This window comes from Maribacter sp. PR1, assembly GCF_028464145.1.
In the GTDB taxonomy this organism is placed as follows: Bacteria; Bacteroidota; Bacteroidia; order Flavobacteriales; family Flavobacteriaceae; genus Maribacter.
This window is the reverse complement of the sequence record NZ_JAQPCG010000005.1, coordinates 152,282-173,040: the sequence shown is the minus strand read 5'-3', so window position 1 is coordinate 173,040 and position 20,759 is coordinate 152,282. Positions and strand designations below refer to the sequence as shown.

Here is a 20,759-nt window from a genome sequence, read left to right as displayed (position 1 = left end):
AAATAGATCAGTTCTCTAAAAATAAATTATTTAAGAAGGAATCAATTGAACTTGATTCTTGAGCTTGGGTTTTTATTTGAATATTAAAACCGATTATCTCCTCCAACAATATCTCCCAACGTACCTAGAATACTACCTTCCCCTTTATCCTTTCCGCCTCTTGGAATGGAAGCCAATACACGTCCGGCCAAGCGACTAAATGGTAAAGATTGAATATAAACGGTTCCAGGTCCTCTCAATTTAGCAAAGAAAAGGCCTTCTCCACCAAAAATACTGTTCCGTATTCCGCCAATGAATTCTATATCATAATCCACGGTATGTGAAAATCCAACGATACAACCGGTATCTACCTTAAGTAATTCTCCGGGAGCCAACACCTTCTTTGCCATGGTACCACCTGCGTGGACAAATGCCATACCATCCCCCTCTAATTTTTGCATAATAAAACCTTCACCTCCAAAGAGTCCCCTCCCCAGTCTTTTGGAGAACTCGATTCCAACAGATACTCCTTTCGCTGCGCACAGAAAGGCATCTTTCTGACAAATAAACTTACCTTCCTTTTCAGATAAATCGATAGGTAATATTTTTCCTGGGTAAGGGGAAGCGAAACTCACTTTTTTCTTTCCTTGCCCAATATTGAGAAAAGCCGTCATAAAAAGGCTTTCACCCGTTAACATTCGTTTTCCTGCGGAGAAAATTTTACCCAAAACACTGTTGTCCTGATTGCTACCATCACCAAAAATAGTGTTCATTTTAATATCCGTATCCATCATCATAAAGCTCCCTGCCTCGGCCACAACCGCCTCTTGAGGATCTAGCTCTATCTCTACGTATTGCATTTCTTCTCCAAAAATCTCGTAGTCTATTTCGTGTGCGTTCATTTTTTATTGTTTTTTGTTGATGTATTTATTGGTTGATAATAAGTCGATATTGTTACACAACTTTAAAATTTTATTAATCACTTTTTCAACCTAACCGTCCACTCAAACTCAAAAGTACTCACCACTACCCCATCGGTATTGACACCTAAGGATTTCATCCAGACGGTTTGCCCTTCCCCCGTGGCAATAGTTTTTTCCAAGGCCTCCTTTATCAAATGTCCGTCCTCACAGGTAAACGTGATTTTCCCTGTCGCTTTTTTTGAAAAGTTGGCCTTATTATTGGCCACCAGCATGGATATTTTTTTTCCTGTCGCATTAATTTGATCGATCATCATGGCTCCCGTTGTTAGTTCGGCAGCCATTCCTTGAACAGCCCAAAACATGGAATTAAACGGATTTTGATTAAACCACTTATGTTTTACCGTTACAATTGCCTTCTCCTTATCCAAATACCGCAAACGTACCCCACACCACCATGCAGCGGGTAACTTAAAGAATGTGAATGTATTGAATTTACTAACACTTACAGCCATTTCAATTTTCTTTATTCATTAAATGTATTGATAAAAATCAGATTGATAAAATGTTAATATAATGTTAAATTATAGTACTATGTGTTGCATAGTACCTTTTTTTAGACATATATTTGCATTGTAAGTTATTATGTTATCAATGTATATAGTTTAAACACAGTAACTTAAATTTCATCATCAATTAAAGAACGAACCATGACTGAATCATTATCAAAACACGAAAGAAACCTCTCCGCACTTATACATGCGAGTACGTTTTCTAAATTCTTTATTCCTTTTGGGAATTTTATTGTGCCGTTGATTTTATGGACCGCCAATAAAAAGGAGTATGAGTTTGTGGACCACAACGGAAAACAGGCCTTAAATTTTCAAATAAGCCTTCTACTCTACTCTATTATTTTAGGAATTATTAGTATACCTTTTTTCATTGGCTTTTTTCCAAATATTTTCGATTTCGATTTTTTGGGTTTTGGTCATTTGAACAATTGGAACAACCTAAACTTTCATCTAGACAGTGATGACTTTAGATTTGGAACTTGGTTAGTACCGGTTGGTATTACCGGACTTATACAAGGTGCCCTATTTGTAGTGAATATTGTCTACACTATTCTGGCAACCATTAGAACTAATGAGGGACAAACGTTCGAATACCCCATAACTATTAAATTCATAAAGTAATGACACTGTTAAAAATTATAGTATTTGCTATCGTAGCGTTCTTTACGAGTTTAACGTTTGGGCAAGTTTCCAAAGACTCGGAACTATATAAAACTATACTGGAATTGGATAAGACCTATTTTACCGCATATAACGAATGCGACATGGAAACCCAGGAAGCATTCTACGATGAGGACTTGGAGTTTTATCATGACAAAGGCGGTTTAGCTACGGACAAGGTTGCACTTTTGGAAAGTATCAAAAAAAATATTTGCGGAAAAGTCACTCGCTCCTTAGTTGAAGAAAGTTTAGAAGTCCATGCCATACCTGGTTTCGGGGCGGTTCAGATAGGACTACACAGTTTTTTTAATAAGGAAGAACCCAACGCAGAATCAAAACCATCAAAATTTATTGCCATTTGGAAAAATACCGATAACAATTGGCAAATGCACAGAGTTATAAGTTTACATTAATATAATCGGGGTATTCATCACACCCTTAGGAGTTTACCAATCAATCAAAAAAAATCAAAAAGGATGTTTATTCATCAATCAAAAAACGAACCGTTAACCCATGCAGACCACAACGAAGCAGAAGGAGCAATCCCCACAAGAAAAGTGGCCGCATAAAAAGAAAACAGACATTATGAATGTAGAAAATACAAAAGCGCAGATGCGTAAAGGAGTTTTGGAGTACTGCATCCTGTCCATCTTGAACGGAGAGGACAAATATGCCTCTGAAATCCTGAATACGCTAAAAGATGCCAAAATGCTGGTGGTAGAAGGAACCATTTATCCGCTACTAACCCGATTAAAGAACGCGGGATTACTTAACTATCGTTGGGAGGAATCTACTTCCGGACCACCAAGAAAGTATTATACCCTAACCGAGACCGGTAAACTTTTCCTAAAGGAATTGGATACTACCTGGGATGAATTGAGAAAAGCCACTAATCTGGTAACCAACACAAAAAACAGCTAACAATGAACAAGACAGTAAATATAAATTTAGCGAATACGCTCTTCCATATCGATGAGGACGCGTACAACAAAATGCGTAGGTATTTGGAATCCGTTAAACGTTCCTTTGCCAATACGCCCGGAAGTGATGAAATTTTGGCGGATATCGAAGCCCGGATTGCCGAACTTTTCTACGAGAAATTAGAAAACGAAAGACAGGTAATTACCCAAAAACAAGTAGACGAGGTAATAGCCATTATGGGACAGCCCGAAGACTATATGGTCGACGAGGATATTTTCGAAGATGAGCCTAAGACCAAAACTACAGGTCCTACACAACGAGTAAAGAAGTTATACCGAGATACCGAACATAAGTATGTGGCCGGGGTTTCATCGGGTCTAGCTCACTATTTAGGAATTGATCCTCTTTGGATTCGTATTCTTTGGGTGTTTCTGACTATTGGATCAGGTGGTGGATTTATTCTTCTATATGGTCTACTTTGGATATTGATTCCCGAAGCGACTACAACGGCCCAAAAACTGGACATGCGCGGAGAAGCCGTAAACATTAGTAATATTGAGCGTAAAGTCAAAGAGGGTTTTGATGACGTTGCGGATCGTGTAAAAAGTGTTGACTACGAAAAAGTAGGCAATACCGTCAAAAAAGGAGGAAAAACATTTTTTGATACGCTTGGGGACATTATCATGTTCCTGTTTGGGATATTTGGAAAATTCATAGGGATATTGTTAATCATTATTGGTGCCTCCACTTTGATAGGACTGTTTGTAGGATTACTTTCCGTTGGTATTTTGGACATGGTTCACGTACCGGGAATAGACTTCTATAACGTAGTAAACTCTAGTAATTTACCTATTTGGGTTGTTTCCCTACTAGCCTTTTTTGCCATTGGAATCCCATTCTTCTTTCTCCTTTATTTAGGACTTAAGATTTTGGTGAACAACCTAAAATCCATAGGAAACATTGCCAAATTTAGTTTATTAGGACTTTGGTTGATATCCATTATCCTATTGATTGTCTTTGGAATAAGAGAGGCTGCTGCACATGCCTATTCGGGTAGTTCTACGTCTGAAAAGGAACTCTATATTGAGAATCCCATGGACACTTTAAATATTAGCCTGGCAACTTTTGATTATGACAGAGATCGTAAGATGCATATGGGCAATATGATCATTACACATGACGAAAATGGGGACAAAATATTAGTTTCCGAGGACGTACGATTTAGAATTCGCAAATCGACCGATAGTATATTCCGAATCGAGATTCGCAAAGAGGCCAATGGTCCTTCCTTTGCCCAAGCCAAGGAAACTGCAGAGTCCATTAATTACGATTATACCTTGGAGGGCAACAACCTTAATCTAAACAATTACTTGCAAATTTCCGGAGATAGCAAGTTTAACGACCAAGAGATAAGAGTAAACCTTTTTGTACCCGTTGGCACCGTTTTAACTTATGATCATGGAGAAGGTAGAAGTTGGGTCATGAGAGCGGATACCGATAGAGATATAGCCAATTTGGACGACTACACTTGGGAAATGGAGAGTGACAACGAATTAAGGTGCTTGGATTGCCCAGCAGATATGGATTATGATGAGGATTCCAACAATAGAGTACGTATAAATGAAAATGGTATCGATATTAATATCAACGATAACGATGGGGAATCCTTTAAAATGAAAATTGACGAAAATGGGGTTAGAATAAACGCCAAGGAAAACGATGAGGAGAAGGTCGATATTAATATTGATGCGAATGATAGCACCATAGATATCAAAGCGCAGGACGGTGATACCACTATGAGAAAAACAATTTCACAGAATTAAGGTCAACACCTACAATTCAGCAAGCTTATACTACAATTCAGTAAATAAGCTTTAAGGAATAGAGACTATTTAAACAATTTTACATCATTCAATAAACAACAATCAAAAAACGAATATCATGACAACACTAGTTAGAGTAACAATTGCACTATTTCTTGCACTATTCATATCCTCCTGTGGCTTCGATGTTAATTTCGGAGATTTTGGAACCGGCAAAAAAGGAAATGGCATAGTAGTAGAGGAAAACAGAGAGGTAACCGATGATTTTACCACGGTACATGCATCAGAAGGAATTCAAGTATATGTTACCCAAGCATCGGATTATAGTATTTCCGTAGAAGGTGACGAAAACATTATTGATCTGATCGGTACGGATATCAACAACGGAAAATTAAGGATACATGCTATTGAAAACATTGGTAACGCCACGAAAAAGGTATTTGTTTCCTTACCAAGCGTTTTATCGTTAGAAAGCTCTAGTGGGGCACATTTAACCACCCAAAATCTTATTAAGGCAGATGATTTAAATGTAGAATCCAGTAGTGGATCCATATTAAGTATTGAAGTGAACACCAATCAAATAGACATTGATGCGAGCAGTGGAGCCAATATTGAAATATCTGGAAACGCCAAGGAAGTTTATGTAGACGGAAGTAGCGGGGCCAACATTAGGGCAAAAGATTTAGTTTCCAAGGAATGTCGCGCAGAGGCAAGTAGTGGTTCTAACATCAGTGTTAACGTATCTGATCTTTTAACCGCAGATGCTAGTAGCGGGGGAAATATTTCCTATGCCGGAGACCCAACGGTGAAAAAGAACAAATCCGTTTCCGGTAGCGTGCATAAATACTAAAATCAAAAAACGACCCAATCAATCAAATAAACCCGCTGAAAATTCAGCGGGTTTTGATTTTGCTTTAAACACCATATCCCTATCTTAGTGTTATGCAAATACAGTTACAAAAACACAAGTTAAAACTGCGTCATACCTTTAGTATTTCTAGGGAGTCCCATGACTTTCAAAATACGCTTATCGTTTGTTTGGGTTTAAATGGTTACATAGGTTACGGGGAAGCCACAAGCAATCCTTACTATGGTATTACGGTGGAAAGTATGATGTCCGAAATTGAAGCCCTAGGGAAAGAAATCGAAGCTTTTAATTTCTCAAATCCTGAAGGTTTTTATGCCTTTTTAGAACGTAAAAAGTTGACAAATTTTACACGATGTGCCTTGGACTTGGCCGCACATGACCTTTTCGGTAAAATAAAAGGTAAACCGTTGTATGAGCTTTGGGGCACTCAAAATGACAACTACCCTACTACCAACTATACTATAGGCATCGCCCCAATTGAAGAAATGGTCTCGAAAATGATGGAAATGCCTTGGCCTATCTATAAGATCAAGTTGGGCACCGAAGATGACGTTGCCATTGTAAGGGAGCTCAGGAAGCATACAGACGCCATTTTTAGAATTGATGCCAATTGTGCCTGGACTGCTTTGGAGACCATTGAAAATGCGCCATTACTAAAAGAACTGGACGTTGAATTTTTGGAGCAACCTTTGAAAGCGGATGATTGGGAGGGAATGGAAAAAGTGATGCATCATAGTGTTCTTCCCATAATAGCTGATGAGAGCTGTATTGTTGAAAGCGACGTGGAAAAATGTGCCTTGCATTTTAGCGGTATCAATATTAAACTCACAAAATGTGGTGGGCTTACCCCTGCCCTACGTATGATTAAAAAGGGTAAGGATTTAGGCCTTAAAATTATGGTAGGATGTATGACGGAGTCTACGGTAGGTATCTCCGCAATTGCGCAATTATTGCCACAATTGGATTATGTAGACATGGATGGTGCACTGCTTTTAAAGGAAGATATCGCCAAGGGAGTTGCAATCAAAGATAATGGAGAAGTTGTCTTTCCAAAATTAGCCGGAAGTGGCGTAACCTTGATTTAATCTTATGCCCATTAATATAGATTCGTTTCCCGGTAGAGAACTTGTTGTAGACGAAGATCGGTATTTATATTTCGGAGGCACCGCTTATTTAGGCCTTCAGGATTATCCTGAATTTCAGGAACTATTTATAAAAAACATTAGAAAATTCGGTACTAACTATAGTGCTTCCCGAAAATCCAATGTACGTTTTTCTATTTTTGAGACTGCAGAGCAATATCTTTCTGAATTGGTTGGCAGCGAAGCCTGTATAACGCAATCCTCAGGGTATTTGGCCGGACAGTTCCTCTCAGAGTATATCCATAAAAAATCCTGTAAAGCTTTTTATGCACCGAACACGCACTCGGCCCTATTTCGAAATCGGGTAAAGAATTATGTTACCTATGCAAGCTTGAACATTGCCTTAAGAAACTATTTGAACGAACCCAATGCCAAGACACCCGTTTTGTTTTTGGACGCCATTGATTTCTCAGGAGGTAATTTTCCTGATTTTGAAAACTTAAAAATACTTCCCATTAATCAAATGATTGTGGTTGCCGACGATTCCCATGGAATAGGTGTCATAGGAAAAAATGGAGGTGGAGTATTTCGTTCTCTAAGAGCACTGAACCCCAAGGAGCTGTATATTTGCTGTTCTTTAGGCAAAGGCTTTGGCATCCAAGCTGGAGCAATATTTGGTAATAAAGAGGATTTATCAATTATGGAAAATACTTCCTTTTATGGTGGGGCCAGTCCTGCAAGTCCGGCAGCCATGGCCACCCTTTTAGAGGCCAATGATATTTATGAGGAAAGAAGGGATATGCTAAACTTTAATCTAGATTATTTTATGGGGTGCACCGAATCTCTTAAGAAATTCAGATATATGAAAGGGCATCCTACTTTTACATTTTTAAATCAGGAATTAGCTGCATTTTTGGAAAGAGAAAAAATTATAGTGACACACTTTAATTATCCCAAGGAGAATTCCGAAACCATGAGTCGTATCGTATTATCGGCCTCTCATATAAAAAAGGATATCGATACCTTGGCCAGCGCCATAAATACATTTAGAAGTAAGTAGCCCAACAACCTTATTAATGAAATATTCTTAATTATTCAATGTTAAAATTGTTAAATTATTAATATTATTTGTATCTTTTATGGTATTAATAACCATTAAATAATAAGGCCATGAAAAAAATATTTGGATCGGTTTTTTTGATGCTTTTATTGGTAAGCCTTACCAGTATTACTTCTTCAAAACTACAGAACAAAAATTCCTTGGAAGGAACTTGGGAACTTATCAACCGATACAATTATGATGAAACCGGTGTTTCAGACACATTACAGAACGTAAATGGTTATCGGCAGGTTAAGATTTATAGCAAGGGTAAAGTTATGTGGACACGTTATTCTCCAGATGACCCATCAGAATGGTTTGGATATGGCTCCTATACCAATACACAAAATGAACTGGAAGAACGCTTAGAATATGGTTCTGCCGAAATGATGAAAATACAGGATACCGTTCAAGTCTTTAAATTTGAACTCGTTCTTGATGATAATAATTATAGTCAAATTACCCTAGATGATGATGGTAATCGCGTTTATTCGGAGAACTATAAAAGAATTGATTAAACTTTAGTAGAACTTAACAAAAAAGCGCCTAATCGGCGCTTTTTCTATTTATACAATTCCTTTATTTAAACATTGTAATCATCTGCTATCGTTTCTTCTACGGACCCAATCGTTGCAAGATATCGCTCTGCGTCCAATGCCGCCATACAACCTGTCCCTGCAGCGGTAACCGCCTGTCTATATTCTTTATCCTGAGCATCTCCGGAAGCAAATACACCCGGAAGATTTGTCTTGGTCGATTTGCCCTTAGTAATAATATAACCTGTATCGTCCATATCTAATTGCCCTTTAAAAATATCGGTATTAGGTTTATGTCCTATTGCTATAAAAAGTCCCGTAATGGCAATCTCTTCCTTTTCACCGGTTTGATTGTTTACCATTCTAAGTCCTTCAACTACTTGTTCCCCCAATACCTCATCCACCTCGGTGTTGTACTTAATTTCTATATTTTTTAGACTCTGAACCCTATGCTGCATAGCTTTTGATGCCCTCATATAATCCTTTCGAACCAACATGGTTACCTTATTGCATATGTTGGCTAAATAAGAAGCCTCCTCAGCTGCAGTATCTCCGGCGCCCACTATGGCTACATCCTGACCTTTGTAGAAGAAGCCATCACAGACCGCACACGCCGAAACTCCTCCTCCTCGTAATTTTTGTTCACTTGGAATGTTCAGATATTTTGCGGAGGCACCGGTAGAAATAATAACTGTTTCTGCTTCAATCTCTTTATCGTTATCCACGGTAACTCTATGGATTCCACCTTCTTTTTTGCTGAACTCAACTGCCGTTGCCATACCTATGCGAACATCCGTACCAAAACGCTCAGCTTGCTGTTGTAATTGTACCATCATGGAAGGACCATCGATACCTTCTGGATAACCAGGGAAGTTATCCACTTCGGTTGTTGTTGTTAACTGTCCTCCGGGTTCCATACCTGTATATAGAACAGGTTTTAAATCCGCTCTTGCGGCATAAATGGCCGCCGTATAACCCGCCGGTCCAGACCCAATAATCAATGTTTTTACTCTCTCAATTGCTTCCGACATAATATTAAAAATTCTTTCGATTTGTTTTACAAAAGTAGCTTTTTGGATAAAAAACTTACATCGAAGTTATTAAAAGTTTTCACAGGAATACGAATGATAAGTCATTAACGAAATATGCTTCAAATTGATTAAATGAACCTTTTGTGCAAAACACCGTAAATAGGGTAGAATACTATTAAAATTAATTATGACAACATTAAAATGCGTTATTGTTGAGGATTCCCCTTTACATAGAATTCTGCTTGAGAAAATTATAAATCAAAATAACCATATTCAAATATTACATTCCTTTGATAACGGAATCAATGCCTTGAATTTCATGAACAGGACTGCGTTCGATTTATTATTTCTGGATATTGAATTACCCAAAATGAACGGCTTTGAGCTTTTAAATAAATTGAATCAATCCCAACAAACGATTATAACTTCCGCCAACCCCACTCATGCAACGAAAGCTTTCGACTTCAATGTTACAGACTATCTGTTAAAACCCTACACAGTGGCTCGTTTTAACAAGGCTATCGAAAAAGTATTGGTTAAGTCAAAACTTCCGATTAACACCAAAATAGATGAAGATTTTATATTGGTGAAGAGTAATCTAAAAGAAATAAGGCTTTTTTCCAAAGATATTCTTTGGATAGAAGCCTTAGGGGATTATGTTAAGATTATTACCAAAGAGAGAAAGCTGATTGTCCTATCCACTATGAAAGCATTTATAGAGAAATTACCCCAAGAAAAGTTTTTACGAATTCATAAATCCTATATCGTAAACATAGAAAAAATCGAATTGTATAATCACCGACATGTGCAGGTAGATAGCAATAAACTTCCAATGAGCAGGAATAGCAATATACGGTTAGATGAAATTCTTAACCTGCTTAATTAATAGCGTAAAACTTTATTATTCAGTCAACATATCTACGGTTGCTACTGTTCTAAACCCAGTATGCTCCAAGGAAGAGTCCATACTGGAACCCATTCTGGCAGAAACTCTGTAGCTGGCACAATAAGAGGCACTACATAAGAATGATCCTCCTTTGATCACCCTTTCCTTGGCATAAGGATTATTAGGTGTAAATGGCGCACTTGCACCTTTTGGATTTTTTTGAACGGCTCCGGAAGAATTTACGTTTTTATAGTAATTTGTATTGTACCAATCACTGGTCCACTCCCAAACATTTCCTGCCATATCATAAAGACCGTATTCATTTGGAGGATATGACTTAACCGGTGCCCTGAACTCATATCCGTCCGTTTTAGTATTTTCTACAGGAAATTCTCCTTCCCAAGTATTGGCTTTATTTTTTAATAGGGTGATATCATCTCCCCAGAAAAAAGTGGTACCGCCATTGCCTCCTCTCGCAGCTAACTCCCATTCTGCTTCCGTGGGAAGTCTTCTTCCAGCCCATTTACAATACTCCATGGCGTCCTCATAGGATATTTGAACTACCGGATAATTGTCTTTACCCGCTATACTGCTGTCGGGTCCATTCGGGTGTTTCCAATTGGCTCCAATGGTCCAGTTCCACCACTGAGAAAAATCGTATAAATTGGGTACCGAGGATTTAGTCTTCTTAAAGGTTAAGGAACCTGGCTGCAAAACGGAATCATGAGGTTTTTCGGTACCTTCCGGAACCTGCTTCTTAAGTTCCTCCCAGTCAATAGCCCTTTCCGCAGTAGTAACATATCCTGTTTCCGCAACAAATGCTTTGAACTGGGCATTGGTCACCTCGGTGACATCCATAAAAAAACCATCAACTAGCACATCTATTGCAGGCTTTTCATGCTCCATGGCCATCTTATCCTGGGGAACTGCTCCTTGTTTTAATTCGCCACCCGATATCCAAACCATTCCATTTGGTACGACTACACTATCTGGTTTTTTAACCAATAACGCTACATCCTCATCCCTTTGTGCTGGTATACTATTTTCTTTAGCCACGCCCTCTTTTAATGGAACTCCCTTCTTCTCCTCCTTACATGATTGAAATACAATTAGTAGCGCAATAATTCCTAACGTGTTTATATATTTATACATATACAATTTTAAAATTCAATGGAGTAAAATTACATATTAAAACCAAAAGGTAATAACTGTGTTTATTCTAGGTTTTTTGAAGTTTCAATAAAACTTACGCTCAAGGCTACAAACAAAAAACACCTGATTCAAAAATCAGATGTTTTTTAGTACTTCATTAAGGTAAAACCAATGATTAGTTTCCTTTTTTATAGTCCTCTAAAAACTTGGCTAGTCCACTATCTGTCAATGGATGTTTAAGTAGTCCTTTAATCGCTGATAGAGGGCCTGTCATAACATCTGCACCAATTTTGGCACAATCCAATACGTGCATTACGTGTCTTATGGATGCTGCCAATATTTCGGTTTCAAAACCGTAGTTATCATAAATTAAACGGATATCATTTATCAATCCTAACCCGTCCGTAGAAATATCATCCAAACGACCAATGAAAGGTGAAACGTAAGTAGCTCCAGCTTTTGCCGCCAACAAGGCCTGACCTGCAGAAAAAACCAAAGTTACATTGGTTTTAATGCCTTTATCGGAAAAATATTTACAGGCTTTAACACCATCGGCAATCATTGGAAGCTTTACCACAATCTGTGGATTCAAGGCTGCCAATTTCTCTCCTTCTTCTACCATTCCGTCAAAATCCGTGGAAATAACCTCTGCACTTACGTGTCCGTCAACCAAGTCACATATTTTTTTGTAGTGGTTCAGGATATTTTCCGAACCAGTAATACCTTCTTTGGCCATAAGGGAAGGATTGGTGGTGACACCATCCAACACTCCCATATCCTGGGCTTCTTTAATCTCGTCTAAATTTGCTGTATCTATAAAAAATTTCATTTTTTCTTATTTTAAATGTTCAATTATTTTAAAAAATCCATAACCTGTTGATATACCTGATCACCTGTAAATCCAAATTTTTCATCCAGTACGGTAGCAGGTGCCGAATACCCAAAATGCTCCAGTCCAAAAACCTTACCGTTTGGTCCGGCAAGTCCCTCTAAATTAACCGGGAGACCAGCTGTTAAACCAAATATAGGTTTATTGCTGGGTATCACTTTTTCTTGATATTCCTTGGACTGTTGTCTAAATATTCCTTCGGAAGGTATTGATGCTATGTTTACCTTAAGATTTTCTTTCTCCACGAGTAATTTGGAGGCCTCTATCAAGGTAGAAACCTCTGAACCATTGGCTATCAATATTATATCCGGGTCTGATGTTTCTTGGACCAAATAACCTCCTTTCTGTGCTCCGAGGGCTTCCTCATAACGACTACCGGATTGCGCTGGAACATCCTTTATACCTTGTCTTGAAAGTATTAGGCCTGTAGGGGTCTTTTTATTTTCCATGGCCATCTTCCATCCTACATTGGTTTCTTGGGAATCCGCAGGACGTAAGGCTACAAAACTTTGTTCATGGCTGTGGTTCTTTAATTTTTCCAGCAGTCTTATCTGGGCCTCCTGTTCTATAGGTTGGTGAGTTGGACCATCTTCCCCTACCCTAAAGGCATCGTGAGTCCATACAAATTTAATAGGTAACTCCTGAATGGCACTTAAACGAATGGCCGGTTTCATATAGTCCGAGAATACGAAAAATGTTGCTACGACCGGAATAACCCCTCCGTGCAATGCGATACCGTTTGCGAGCGCCGCCATTGTCAGTTCTGCTACACCTGCTTGTAAGAACGCACCTGAAAAATCTCCTTTTTTGAGAATAGATGTCTTTTTTAAGAACCCATCCGTTTTATCACTATTGGATAAATCCGCTGAAGAAACAATCATGTTTTCAACATTATCAGCCAAATACGCCAATACATTGGAAGAGGCTGCTCTAGTCGCCTGTCCCTCTTTCTGGGCGATAGTGCCAAAATCAAGTTCTGGTAGCTTCCCATCGAAGAAATTATCTATTTTGTTGGAAAGTTCAATGTTATCCGCTCTCCATGAATCAATTTCCAATTTCTTAGCATGGGCAGCCGCTTTTTTCTTTCCTATAATATCTTCGTAGTACTCGGCCACCGTCTTGAAAATATCAAATGGGTTCTCAACATCGGCCCCAAGATTCTGTAAGGTCTTTTCATAGTCCGCACCGGTATCACCAATAGGCTTACCATGTAGTTCCGTGTACCCTTCGTACATTTCACCATCTGCAGTAACACAGCCCTTACCCATGATCGTTTCTCCTATTATCAAGGTTGGCCTTTCAGTTTCTGCATTGGCATCAGCAAGTGCTTTTCTAATTTGGTCATGGTCGTGACCATCTATGGTTACTACTTTCCATCCCCATGCTTCGTATTTCTTAGCGGTATCTTCAGAGGTTACCTCGTCCGTCTTCGAAGAAAGTTGAACATCATTTGCATCATAAAACATGATAAAGTTGTTCAAACCTAAATGTCCTGCAATTCGGCCGGCTCCTTGAGAAATTTCTTCTTGAACCCCACCATCGGAGATAAATCCATAAACCTTATGGTTCATCCAGTCTCCAAATCTTGCCTGTAGAAATTTAGCAGCAATTGCAGCTCCAACACCCATGGTATGCCCTTGGCCCAATGGTCCGGAGGTATTTTCGATACCTCTGGCGACATCAACTTCCGGATGTCCTGGCGTAACGGACTCCCATTGTCTAAAGTTTGCTACATCTTCCTTTTTGTAATTTCCCAACATGTAGTACTGGGCGTACATCAATGTAGAAAGGTGACCTGCATCCATAAAAAAGCGGTCACGGAAAGGCCAGTGCATATCCGCTGGATCATAATTAAAAAATTCGGAATATAAAATATGCATATAATCAGCGCCTCCCATAGGTCCTCCCGGATGTCCAGAGTTTGCCTTTTCTACCATAGCTACGGCTAATGCTCTAATATTATCCGCGGCTAATTGATCTATTTCTCGATTCATTTATTAAAAGGTTGTTTAAAATTAGCTTTTACTTTTAGACTTTGCGCCTCAAATATACCGTATTTACAGCGCTATTTAAAATAATTGTAACACATATAACATATATTATGTGTACAATATACATTTAATAACTTGAAGATGTCAAATTCTTTAAAATCCCCTATTCCAGCAGCAAAGAAATTGTTATTATATTTCATGTGAATTCTTTTAAACACCAATCCCATTAAGTTTCAAAAATACTTTTGAATCTGTATTGATTAATCAAGTGAACACGTTAAAAGGTTAAATCATTTTTCCACCCCCAACAAAAAAGACCTTTAAAATTAATTAGAGGCCTTTTCAAATAAGAGCTTTATAAAATCATTTCTTAACCTTTTTCTTTTTCTTATTCAGTTTATTCCACCATATCAGCGTTCCCGTAATAGGAAGACTCGTAGCAATTAGACAGGCCACGAAATAGATAATTTTGGAGAACGTACCGAATATTTGACCAGTGTGTATTGGTTTTATCAGCGATGCTATTTGAACGTTGAGGGGTTTATCCGTAAATATTTCTTTATTCAAAACACTACCATCCCTATCCAGAACCAATTTGTTAGAAATAACTGGAGATATTGCTTTTGATTTTCTTTTAGTTATATGATATATATCGCTGTCAGATGTCAGAAAAAATAAACTAACATCGCCCTCATAATTGAATTCATTTTGGGTTATTTGTAGGACCTGTTCCGCTGTAAGTTCCTTATTTGATTCGATTACTTGAGATTCAAATTTTGGACCACCACCCCTACCGCCAAAAACTTTTGTACCCAATACAGAACTACTAACATCTCTGTACCATTCAAATGACCAACATAACCCTGTTAAGGTCATGATTACCAAAAAAATACAGGCGTAAAAACCAAGGGTATTATGTAAATCATGATTAATACGTTTCCAATTGGCGGAAAATTTAATTTTAAAACCCGGTTTAATTTTTTTCCACTTTAGCTTCTTAGGGAACCACAGGTAAAGACCGCTAATGGCCAAGAACAAAAATATCAAAGTGGCCACGCCAACAATTGGCCTACCTATTTTGCTATCCAACAATAACCAACGATGCATTCTGAACATAGACATAAAAAACCCATCTAAAGAGGACTTTTGTTTTTGGCGGTACTCTCCTGAATACGGGTCTACAAAAAAGGTAGTTCCTCTTCTTTGTTTCGGATCTGTCTTTACGGAAAATTGATAGGGTTCATGGATATCGGCACGGATAGTTACGCTGCTTACGATGCCTTCCTTTTCCAAACTCGACTTTAATTCGGCAATAGACTGTTTTTTTCCCTCAACGGGCTGTACAACTATCTCCTCTAAAAACAATTCCTTTATTTCATCTTCAAAAGTGAGCAGTGTTCCGCTCAAACAAACCAAAAAAAGAATAATACCACTCCCCAGACCTAACCATAGGTGAAGATCATTCAATAATTTCCTAAACGTATAGCCTTTCATCCTAAATTTCAATTTGGGCAAAACTAACTTCTATAAAAATAATTTCCAACTTATTTTTATTAATTCTAAATAAAAACAGTAGATTTAACACTCGTATTTCCGGATAAAGAAAAACCCACTTAAAAGTGGGTTTTGACGTTGGAACCAACAAGATACTATTGTTGTGCCATCTCTAAATTGATGGTCATATCGATTTCACTTCCAATGGTGGCGCTCTCTTCACCTACCCCGAATTCAGTTCTGTCAATTGTACCAGTCAATTTTAATCCGGCTTTTAGTTTTTGACTACGCTGATCAGTAATAACTCCATTTACTTTTCCTTCTAAAGTTACAGGCTTAGTAACCCCATGCATGGTAAGGTCTCCGGTCATTTTAAAGGTGTTATCACCCGTTTTTTCAACGGAAGTAGTTTTAAACGTCATTGTTGGGTGGGCTTCCACATCAAAAAAATCACTGCTCTTTAGATGACCGTCTCTTCTTTCATTATCGGTATCTACACTAGAGGTAGTGATAGAAACATCAAAAGTAGGGTCCATAAAAGTATCACCTGCAGTTGCGGAAATTTCAAATTCGTCAAAATTGCCATCTACTTCAGATATCAATAGATGAGTTACTGCAAAACCAATTTTTGAGTGGGCCTTGTCAGCTGTCCATGTAGATTGTGCAGTAAGTACGGAACAGAATACCAGTGCCAATAGGGATAGATTTTTTTTCATAGTGTTTTAAAATTTAGTCATTAAGTGAAAATTTTTAGTATGACCTAAAAATAGATAAAAGGTTTAATCTAAGCTTGTTAAAAAAGTACAATTAATCATTTTATGAATATTTCAATATGAAATAAAACTAAAAAACAAAAAATACTAAAACACCATTCAAAACCCATATTTGACAATTATATCATACCTTTAATACGTTCATGTTTAATTATTTAAGTGGTACAGCGATAATGCTTTACCACATTAAATAATAGCGGAACAAAAAACACCCGAATGAAAAAATTAAGAATCTTAATGGCTATGGTATTATGTATAACGTACTGCCAAACCAAAGCACAAACCAGGGATGCTAGGACCTATTTTAAACAAATGGAAGATAAGGCACTAGCGGAAAAATTTCAAGGTATCACCACCTCCGATGGCAAAATTGAAAATCTTTTTCCCATAAGCGCTACAGGTATATCCACAAAATTTATAACGGGTGCTGCCAAACAGTTTTTAAGCAGCCTGGACCAAGAGCAATTAGGCCGGACAACGTATCCCATTGAAGACCTTGAATGGCGTAAATGGTCTAATGTAGATAATGGTATTTATACGAGACAAGGAGTTTCGTTAAAGGAAATGGACCAAAAACAAAAAAATCTGGCATTCGACCTTATGCAAGAATCCTTAAGTGCAAAGGGTTTGCAGTTGAGCAGGGACATCATGAAAACGGACCAAACCTTGGCAGAATTGAACAATAGGACCGATATGTTCGATGAGGAGCTATACTTTTTTACGGTTATGGGGTCCCCATCACAAACTGAGCCCTGGGGATGGCAATTGGACGGTCATCATTTAGTAATCAACTATTTTGTTCTAGGCGACCAAATTGTGATGTCACCAGTGTTCATGGGTGGAGAGCCCATTATCACTACAACGGGAAAATATGCCGGTAACACACTTTTTCAGGATGAACAAAATTTAGGTCTTTCCCTTATGCAATCACTATCCCCAGAACAGCAAAAAGAAGCAACTTTAAGCAAGGAAAAAAAACATAATAGCAATAAAGGTGAGGCTTCCAAGGATAATATAGTATTGGATTTGGAAGGCCTTAACGTAAAAAATCTTTCTACTAATGTAAAAACAGCATTGTTATTTCTTATAGAACAATATATTAGTAATATGCGAGAAGGGCATCATGAAATAAAAATGGAAGAAATAAAGTCGTATTGGGATGAAACTTGGTTTGCATGGATTGGGAATACTACGGAGGATGCGGTATTTTACTATAGAATTCATAGTCCGGTTATCCTTATAGAATTTGACCACCAAGGTGTGGTGGGCGTACCCAATGTAAAGGATAGAGGACCTACCCGAAACCATATCCATACTGTGGTAAGAACGCCAAACGGTAATGACTATGGAAAGGATTTACTCAAACAACATTTAGAAACCTCCCATTAAACCCTAAAACACTATTTCAGCAAAACTTTAAAATTAATACAATGCTAAAACTAAAATTACCTTTCATTATTTTTTTGATCAGTTCCTCAGTACTCTTGGCCCAACGGGATTTTAGCACCGTTGAAATCACCTCAGAAAAACTAACCGAAAATGTTTACGCACTTTTTGGTGCAGGAGGAAATATCGGATTAGCCATCGGTGATGACGCAGCCTATCTTATCGATGACCAATTTGGTCCCCTCACGGAAAAAATCGTTGCCCATGTACAAACGATAACGGACAAGCCCATCAATTTTGTTCTCAACACCCATATGCATGGCGACCACACGGGCGGCAATGGAAATTTGGCCAATGCAGGTGCCTTGGTCATTGCCCATGAGAATGTAAGAAAACGTATGGTAGGAGCCGAAGAACCACGGCCCAAGGAAGCTTGGCCCGTGGTTACCTTTAACGACAAAATGACCCTATATCTTAAAAATGGAAAGAGTGTGCATGCCATGCACGTAAACCCAGCCCATACGGATGGTGACACGTACTATTATTTTCCAGAAGATAATGTCATCCACATGGGAGATAATTTTTTTAGCGGTCGCTATCCATATTTAGACCTAGGTTCCGGTGGGGATATTGATGGGTTGATTTCCAACACTTCCATGGCCTTAGAGCTAATCGACGACGAAACCAAAATCATCCCAGGACACGGAGCTATATCTTACAAGTCCGATTTAAAGGATTTTACCGAAATTTTAATTACCTTGAGAGAACGTATAAAAAACGCCAGAAGTTCAGGGAAATCTTTAGAGGAAACACAAAAAATGGGATTGTCCAAGGAATGGGACGATACCCATGGCCAAGGTTTTATTAATGCTGATAGAATTGTAGAATTCATTTATAAATCGGCCGATTAAAATTTCAGGATTATGAAAAAGTTGAAAAAAGAAGATATTAAACAAGAGGTGTTCGATCTGTATGATGATTATGCCCACAATAGGGTAAACAGAAGACTCTTCTTGGATAAGCTATCTACCTATGCCGTTGGGGGTATTACGGTTTCTTCGTTACTTGGCTTTATCTCACCAGATTATGTAAAAAAAATACAAATTAAAGCGGATGACCCTCAATTGAAATCGGAATATATCAATTATGATTCCCCAAAAGGTGGAGGGTCCATTAAGGCCCTGCTTTCCAGACCGGCAGATGCTGATGGCCAATTGCCAGGTATAGTGGTCGTTCATGAAAATAGGGGACTAAACCCGCACATAGAGGATGTTGGAAGACGTGCTGCACTAGCTGGCTTTATTTCCATTGCTCCCGATGCCCTGACCCCAGTGGGTGGTTATCCCGGTAATGACGATGATGGCAGGGAACTTCAAAGAAAACGGGATAGGGACGAAATGCTGGAAGATTTTATAGCAGCTTTTGAATATCTAAAGAATCACCCCGAATGTACCGGAAAAGTTGGTGTCGTCGGATTCTGTTTTGGTGGATGGATTTCCAATATGATGGCTGTAAAGGTGCCAGATTTGGGTGCCGCGGTGCCCTTTTATGGCGGTCAACCCTCAGAAAATATTGATGAAATTAATGCTCCCTTAATGTTACACTTTGGGGAATTGGACAAAAGGGTGAATGCGGGATGGCCCGACTATGAAAAAGCCCTTAAGGAGAACGATAAAGAATATTCAGCGTTTATTTATGAAAATGCCAATCATGGATTTCATAACGACACTACACCAAGATATGATCGTGAAGCAGCCGAATTGGCCTGGAACCGTACCATCGAATTCTTCAAGAAGCATCTTTCTTAATCAATTCTTGCAATATCGACAGAGACTTTTAATTTACTTTTACCACTACCATAAACCACGCCTTTTAATGGAGGTACGTCATAGTAGTCCCTTCCCCAGCCTACAACAATATGTTGATTTTTGGGAATCTGGTTATTTGTTGGATCAAAATCGACCCATCCAAATCCAGGTATAAAAATAGAAAACCAGGCATGGGAGGCATCAGCTCCCACTAGTTTTTCCTTTCCAGGTGGTGGCAATGTCTCAATATAGCCACTAACATATCTGGCAGGCAATCCTACGGAACGAATACATGCAATCGCTATTTGAGCGAAGTCCTGACATACCCCTTTTTTTTCTTTCATTACTTCTTCAATAGGGGTGGAAATACTCGTAAAACCAGAAACAAAATCAAAATCGGTATAAATGCGCTGCATCAATTCATAGGCGGCATCAAAAACAGAACGATCACCTCTAAAGGAGCGTTCCGCATATTCCTTAATACTCTTGTCAATTTTTCGAATAAAAATCGATTCTAAAATGAACTGTTTAGCCTCGATGACCGCTGGGTCATTTCCTTTTAAAACATAAAGGGCGTCGTTCATGGTCACTCTTTTGCAGGCATCGGAAAAAAAAGAATCATACTTGGCTCCATAATCCCGAACTATTTTACTCTTTGTGGTCACCTTTAAGGTGTCGTGTTGGGTCTGAATGGAAAACCTTGTAATATAATTTCCGAAAAAATCCACCCGTTCCGTAATCTCTGCCGGTTTTGGATTAATCTGAATTTTATAATCCAATAATTCTTGTCCGTCTGAGTTCCTTGGTCGTAAGGTTGCAATATTATGACAGTAATTAACCGGTGCATTATATTTATAGGTAGTGATATGCGTTACGTTGAAAACCATGC

General features: G+C 38.4%; 21 protein-coding genes. 12 read left to right on the top strand and 9 right to left on the bottom strand.

All coding sequences use genetic code 11. From position 1 onward, the window contains the following. Positions 1 to 83: 83 nt before the first annotated feature. Together PP182_RS11685 and PP182_RS11680 are read right to left on the bottom strand one after the other, a co-directional pair. Complete coding sequence (locus tag PP182_RS11685) at positions 84 to 881, bottom strand: TIGR00266 family protein (RefSeq protein WP_272651432.1); 798 nt, start codon at positions 879 to 881, stop codon at positions 84 to 86. A 77-nt stretch (positions 882 to 958) separates the two neighbouring features. Further along, entirely contained in the window at positions 959 to 1,414 is a 456-nt protein-coding gene (locus PP182_RS11680; RefSeq protein ID WP_272651431.1) for a DUF4442 domain-containing protein, read from the bottom strand. A 195-nt stretch (positions 1,415 to 1,609) separates the two neighbouring features. Here PP182_RS11680 and PP182_RS11675 point away from each other — a divergent pair, with 195 nt between their 5' ends. The 8 genes from PP182_RS11675 to PP182_RS11640 all read left to right on the top strand — a co-directional run bounded on the left by PP182_RS11675 (position 1,610) and on the right by PP182_RS11640 (position 8,442). Continuing rightward, positions 1,610 to 2,092: a DUF4870 domain-containing protein gene (locus PP182_RS11675; protein WP_272651430.1), complete on the top strand. Its 483-nt coding sequence runs from the start codon at positions 1,610 to 1,612 to the stop codon at positions 2,090 to 2,092. Beyond that, a complete protein-coding gene (locus PP182_RS11670) occupies positions 2,092 to 2,544 on the top strand; it encodes a nuclear transport factor 2 family protein (protein ID WP_272651429.1) in 453 nt (150 codons plus the stop codon). Before PP182_RS11675 ends, PP182_RS11670 begins: the two co-directional genes overlap by 1 nt. Before the next feature lie 172 nt (positions 2,545 to 2,716). Next, on the top strand, positions 2,717 to 3,052 hold the full coding sequence (locus PP182_RS11665; RefSeq protein ID WP_272651664.1) for a PadR family transcriptional regulator: 336 nt from the start codon (positions 2,717 to 2,719) through the stop codon (positions 3,050 to 3,052). 2 nt (positions 3,053 to 3,054) lie between these two features. Next, complete coding sequence (locus PP182_RS11660; RefSeq protein WP_272651428.1) at positions 3,055 to 4,875, top strand: PspC domain-containing protein; 1,821 nt, start codon at positions 3,055 to 3,057, stop codon at positions 4,873 to 4,875. A gap of 118 nt (positions 4,876 to 4,993) precedes the next feature. Further along, positions 4,994 to 5,725 (top strand): head GIN domain-containing protein, encoded by a 732-nt coding sequence (locus PP182_RS11655; RefSeq protein WP_272651427.1) that lies wholly within the window; start codon positions 4,994 to 4,996, stop codon positions 5,723 to 5,725. A 92-nt stretch (positions 5,726 to 5,817) separates the two neighbouring features. After that, entirely contained in the window at positions 5,818 to 6,828 is a 1,011-nt protein-coding gene (locus PP182_RS11650; protein WP_272651426.1) for a dipeptide epimerase, read from the top strand. 4 nt (positions 6,829 to 6,832) lie between these two features. Then, positions 6,833 to 7,885, top strand: coding sequence for a pyridoxal phosphate-dependent aminotransferase family protein (locus PP182_RS11645; RefSeq protein ID WP_272651425.1), 1,053 nt, complete (start codon positions 6,833 to 6,835; stop codon positions 7,883 to 7,885). Positions 7,886 to 7,995: 110 nt separating this feature from the next. Beyond that, a complete protein-coding gene (locus PP182_RS11640; RefSeq protein ID WP_272651424.1) occupies positions 7,996 to 8,442 on the top strand; it encodes a hypothetical protein in 447 nt (148 codons plus the stop codon). A 65-nt stretch (positions 8,443 to 8,507) separates the two neighbouring features. On the opposite strand, the gene trxB is transcribed toward PP182_RS11640, so the two are convergent. Next, positions 8,508 to 9,491: a thioredoxin-disulfide reductase gene (gene trxB, locus PP182_RS11635; protein WP_272651423.1), complete on the bottom strand. Its 984-nt coding sequence runs from the start codon at positions 9,489 to 9,491 to the stop codon at positions 8,508 to 8,510. A 187-nt stretch (positions 9,492 to 9,678) separates the two neighbouring features. Between trxB and PP182_RS11630 the strand changes: the two genes are divergently transcribed. Further along, positions 9,679 to 10,377 (top strand): LytR/AlgR family response regulator transcription factor, encoded by a 699-nt coding sequence (locus PP182_RS11630; protein WP_272651422.1) that lies wholly within the window; start codon positions 9,679 to 9,681, stop codon positions 10,375 to 10,377. 15 nt (positions 10,378 to 10,392) lie between these two features. Here PP182_RS11630 and PP182_RS11625 read toward each other — a convergent pair whose 3' ends face one another. The 5 genes from PP182_RS11625 to PP182_RS11605 all read right to left on the bottom strand — a co-directional run bounded on the left by PP182_RS11625 (position 10,393) and on the right by PP182_RS11605 (position 16,619). After that, positions 10,393 to 11,529, bottom strand: coding sequence for a formylglycine-generating enzyme family protein (locus PP182_RS11625; RefSeq protein ID WP_272651421.1), 1,137 nt, complete (start codon positions 11,527 to 11,529; stop codon positions 10,393 to 10,395). A 175-nt stretch (positions 11,530 to 11,704) separates the two neighbouring features. Continuing rightward, on the bottom strand, positions 11,705 to 12,358 hold the full coding sequence (fsa, locus tag PP182_RS11620; protein WP_272651420.1) for a fructose-6-phosphate aldolase: 654 nt from the start codon (positions 12,356 to 12,358) through the stop codon (positions 11,705 to 11,707). 23 nt (positions 12,359 to 12,381) lie between these two features. Then, the gene (locus tag PP182_RS11615; RefSeq protein WP_272651419.1) at positions 12,382 to 14,412 is read right to left on the bottom strand and encodes a transketolase family protein; all 2,031 of its coding nucleotides are present in this window, start codon (positions 14,410 to 14,412) and stop codon (positions 12,382 to 12,384) included. 360 nt (positions 14,413 to 14,772) lie between these two features. Beyond that, the gene (locus PP182_RS11610; protein ID WP_272651418.1) at positions 14,773 to 15,903 is read right to left on the bottom strand and encodes a PepSY-associated TM helix domain-containing protein; all 1,131 of its coding nucleotides are present in this window, start codon (positions 15,901 to 15,903) and stop codon (positions 14,773 to 14,775) included. 155 nt (positions 15,904 to 16,058) lie between these two features. Then, positions 16,059 to 16,619 (bottom strand): YceI family protein, encoded by a 561-nt coding sequence (locus PP182_RS11605; RefSeq protein WP_272651417.1) that lies wholly within the window; start codon positions 16,617 to 16,619, stop codon positions 16,059 to 16,061. A gap of 273 nt (positions 16,620 to 16,892) precedes the next feature. On the opposite strand from PP182_RS11605, the gene PP182_RS11600 reads away from it, so the two are divergent. Genes PP182_RS11600 through PP182_RS11590 form a run of 3 tightly spaced genes read left to right on the top strand, consistent with a single transcriptional unit; the run spans position 16,893 to position 19,870 of the window. Continuing rightward, positions 16,893 to 18,065, top strand: a complete 1,173-nt coding sequence (locus PP182_RS11600; protein WP_272651416.1) for a DUF3500 domain-containing protein — start codon at positions 16,893 to 16,895, stop codon at positions 18,063 to 18,065. Positions 18,066 to 18,106: 41 nt separating this feature from the next. Beyond that, positions 18,107 to 18,973: an MBL fold metallo-hydrolase gene (locus PP182_RS11595; protein ID WP_272651415.1), complete on the top strand. Its 867-nt coding sequence runs from the start codon at positions 18,107 to 18,109 to the stop codon at positions 18,971 to 18,973. Between the two features lie 12 nt (positions 18,974 to 18,985). Beyond that, the gene (locus PP182_RS11590; RefSeq protein ID WP_272651414.1) at positions 18,986 to 19,870 is read left to right on the top strand and encodes a dienelactone hydrolase family protein; all 885 of its coding nucleotides are present in this window, start codon (positions 18,986 to 18,988) and stop codon (positions 19,868 to 19,870) included. Here PP182_RS11590 and PP182_RS11585 read toward each other — a convergent pair. Then, entirely contained in the window at positions 19,867 to 20,757 is an 891-nt protein-coding gene (locus PP182_RS11585) for a transglutaminase family protein (protein WP_272651413.1), read from the bottom strand. The two genes, PP182_RS11590 and PP182_RS11585, sit on opposite strands and share 4 nt — an antisense overlap. Between the last annotated feature and the right edge of the window lie 2 nt (positions 20,758 to 20,759).

Bases quoted from the DNA above. Each gene is read 5' to 3' on its own strand.
- PP182_RS11605 (WP_272651417.1), bottom strand. From the start codon at position 16,619: ATGAAAAAAAATCTATCCCTATTGGCACTGGTATTCTGTTCCGTACTT.
- fsa (WP_272651420.1), bottom strand. From the start codon at position 12,358: ATGAAATTTTTTATAGATACAGCAAATTTAGACGAGATTAAAGAAGCC.
- PP182_RS11625 (WP_272651421.1), bottom strand. From the start codon at position 11,529: ATGTATAAATATATAAACACGTTAGGAATTATTGCGCTACTAATTGTA.
- PP182_RS11630 (WP_272651422.1), top strand. From the start codon at position 9,679: ATGACAACATTAAAATGCGTTATTGTTGAGGATTCCCCTTTACATAGA.
- PP182_RS11595 (WP_272651415.1), top strand. From the start codon at position 18,107: ATGCTAAAACTAAAATTACCTTTCATTATTTTTTTGATCAGTTCCTCA.
- PP182_RS11685 (WP_272651432.1), bottom strand. From the start codon at position 881: ATGAACGCACACGAAATAGACTACGAGATTTTTGGAGAAGAAATGCAA.
- PP182_RS11650 (WP_272651426.1), top strand. From the start codon at position 5,818: ATGCAAATACAGTTACAAAAACACAAGTTAAAACTGCGTCATACCTTT.
- PP182_RS11610 (WP_272651418.1), bottom strand. From the start codon at position 15,903: ATGAAAGGCTATACGTTTAGGAAATTATTGAATGATCTTCACCTATGG.
- PP182_RS11640 (WP_272651424.1), top strand. From the start codon at position 7,996: ATGAAAAAAATATTTGGATCGGTTTTTTTGATGCTTTTATTGGTAAGC.
- PP182_RS11645 (WP_272651425.1), top strand. From the start codon at position 6,833: ATGCCCATTAATATAGATTCGTTTCCCGGTAGAGAACTTGTTGTAGAC.
- PP182_RS11660 (WP_272651428.1), top strand. From the start codon at position 3,055: ATGAACAAGACAGTAAATATAAATTTAGCGAATACGCTCTTCCATATC.
- PP182_RS11585 (WP_272651413.1), bottom strand. From the start codon at position 20,757: ATGGTTTTCAACGTAACGCATATCACTACCTATAAATATAATGCACCG.
- PP182_RS11680 (WP_272651431.1), bottom strand. From the start codon at position 1,414: ATGGCTGTAAGTGTTAGTAAATTCAATACATTCACATTCTTTAAGTTA.
- PP182_RS11600 (WP_272651416.1), top strand. From the start codon at position 16,893: ATGAAAAAATTAAGAATCTTAATGGCTATGGTATTATGTATAACGTAC.
- PP182_RS11670 (WP_272651429.1), top strand. From the start codon at position 2,092: ATGACACTGTTAAAAATTATAGTATTTGCTATCGTAGCGTTCTTTACG.
- PP182_RS11665 (WP_272651664.1), top strand. From the start codon at position 2,717: ATGAATGTAGAAAATACAAAAGCGCAGATGCGTAAAGGAGTTTTGGAG.
- PP182_RS11675 (WP_272651430.1), top strand. From the start codon at position 1,610: ATGACTGAATCATTATCAAAACACGAAAGAAACCTCTCCGCACTTATA.
- PP182_RS11655 (WP_272651427.1), top strand. From the start codon at position 4,994: ATGACAACACTAGTTAGAGTAACAATTGCACTATTTCTTGCACTATTC.
- trxB (WP_272651423.1), bottom strand. From the start codon at position 9,491: ATGTCGGAAGCAATTGAGAGAGTAAAAACATTGATTATTGGGTCTGGA.
- PP182_RS11590 (WP_272651414.1), top strand. From the start codon at position 18,986: ATGAAAAAGTTGAAAAAAGAAGATATTAAACAAGAGGTGTTCGATCTG.
- PP182_RS11615 (WP_272651419.1), bottom strand. From the start codon at position 14,412: ATGAATCGAGAAATAGATCAATTAGCCGCGGATAATATTAGAGCATTA.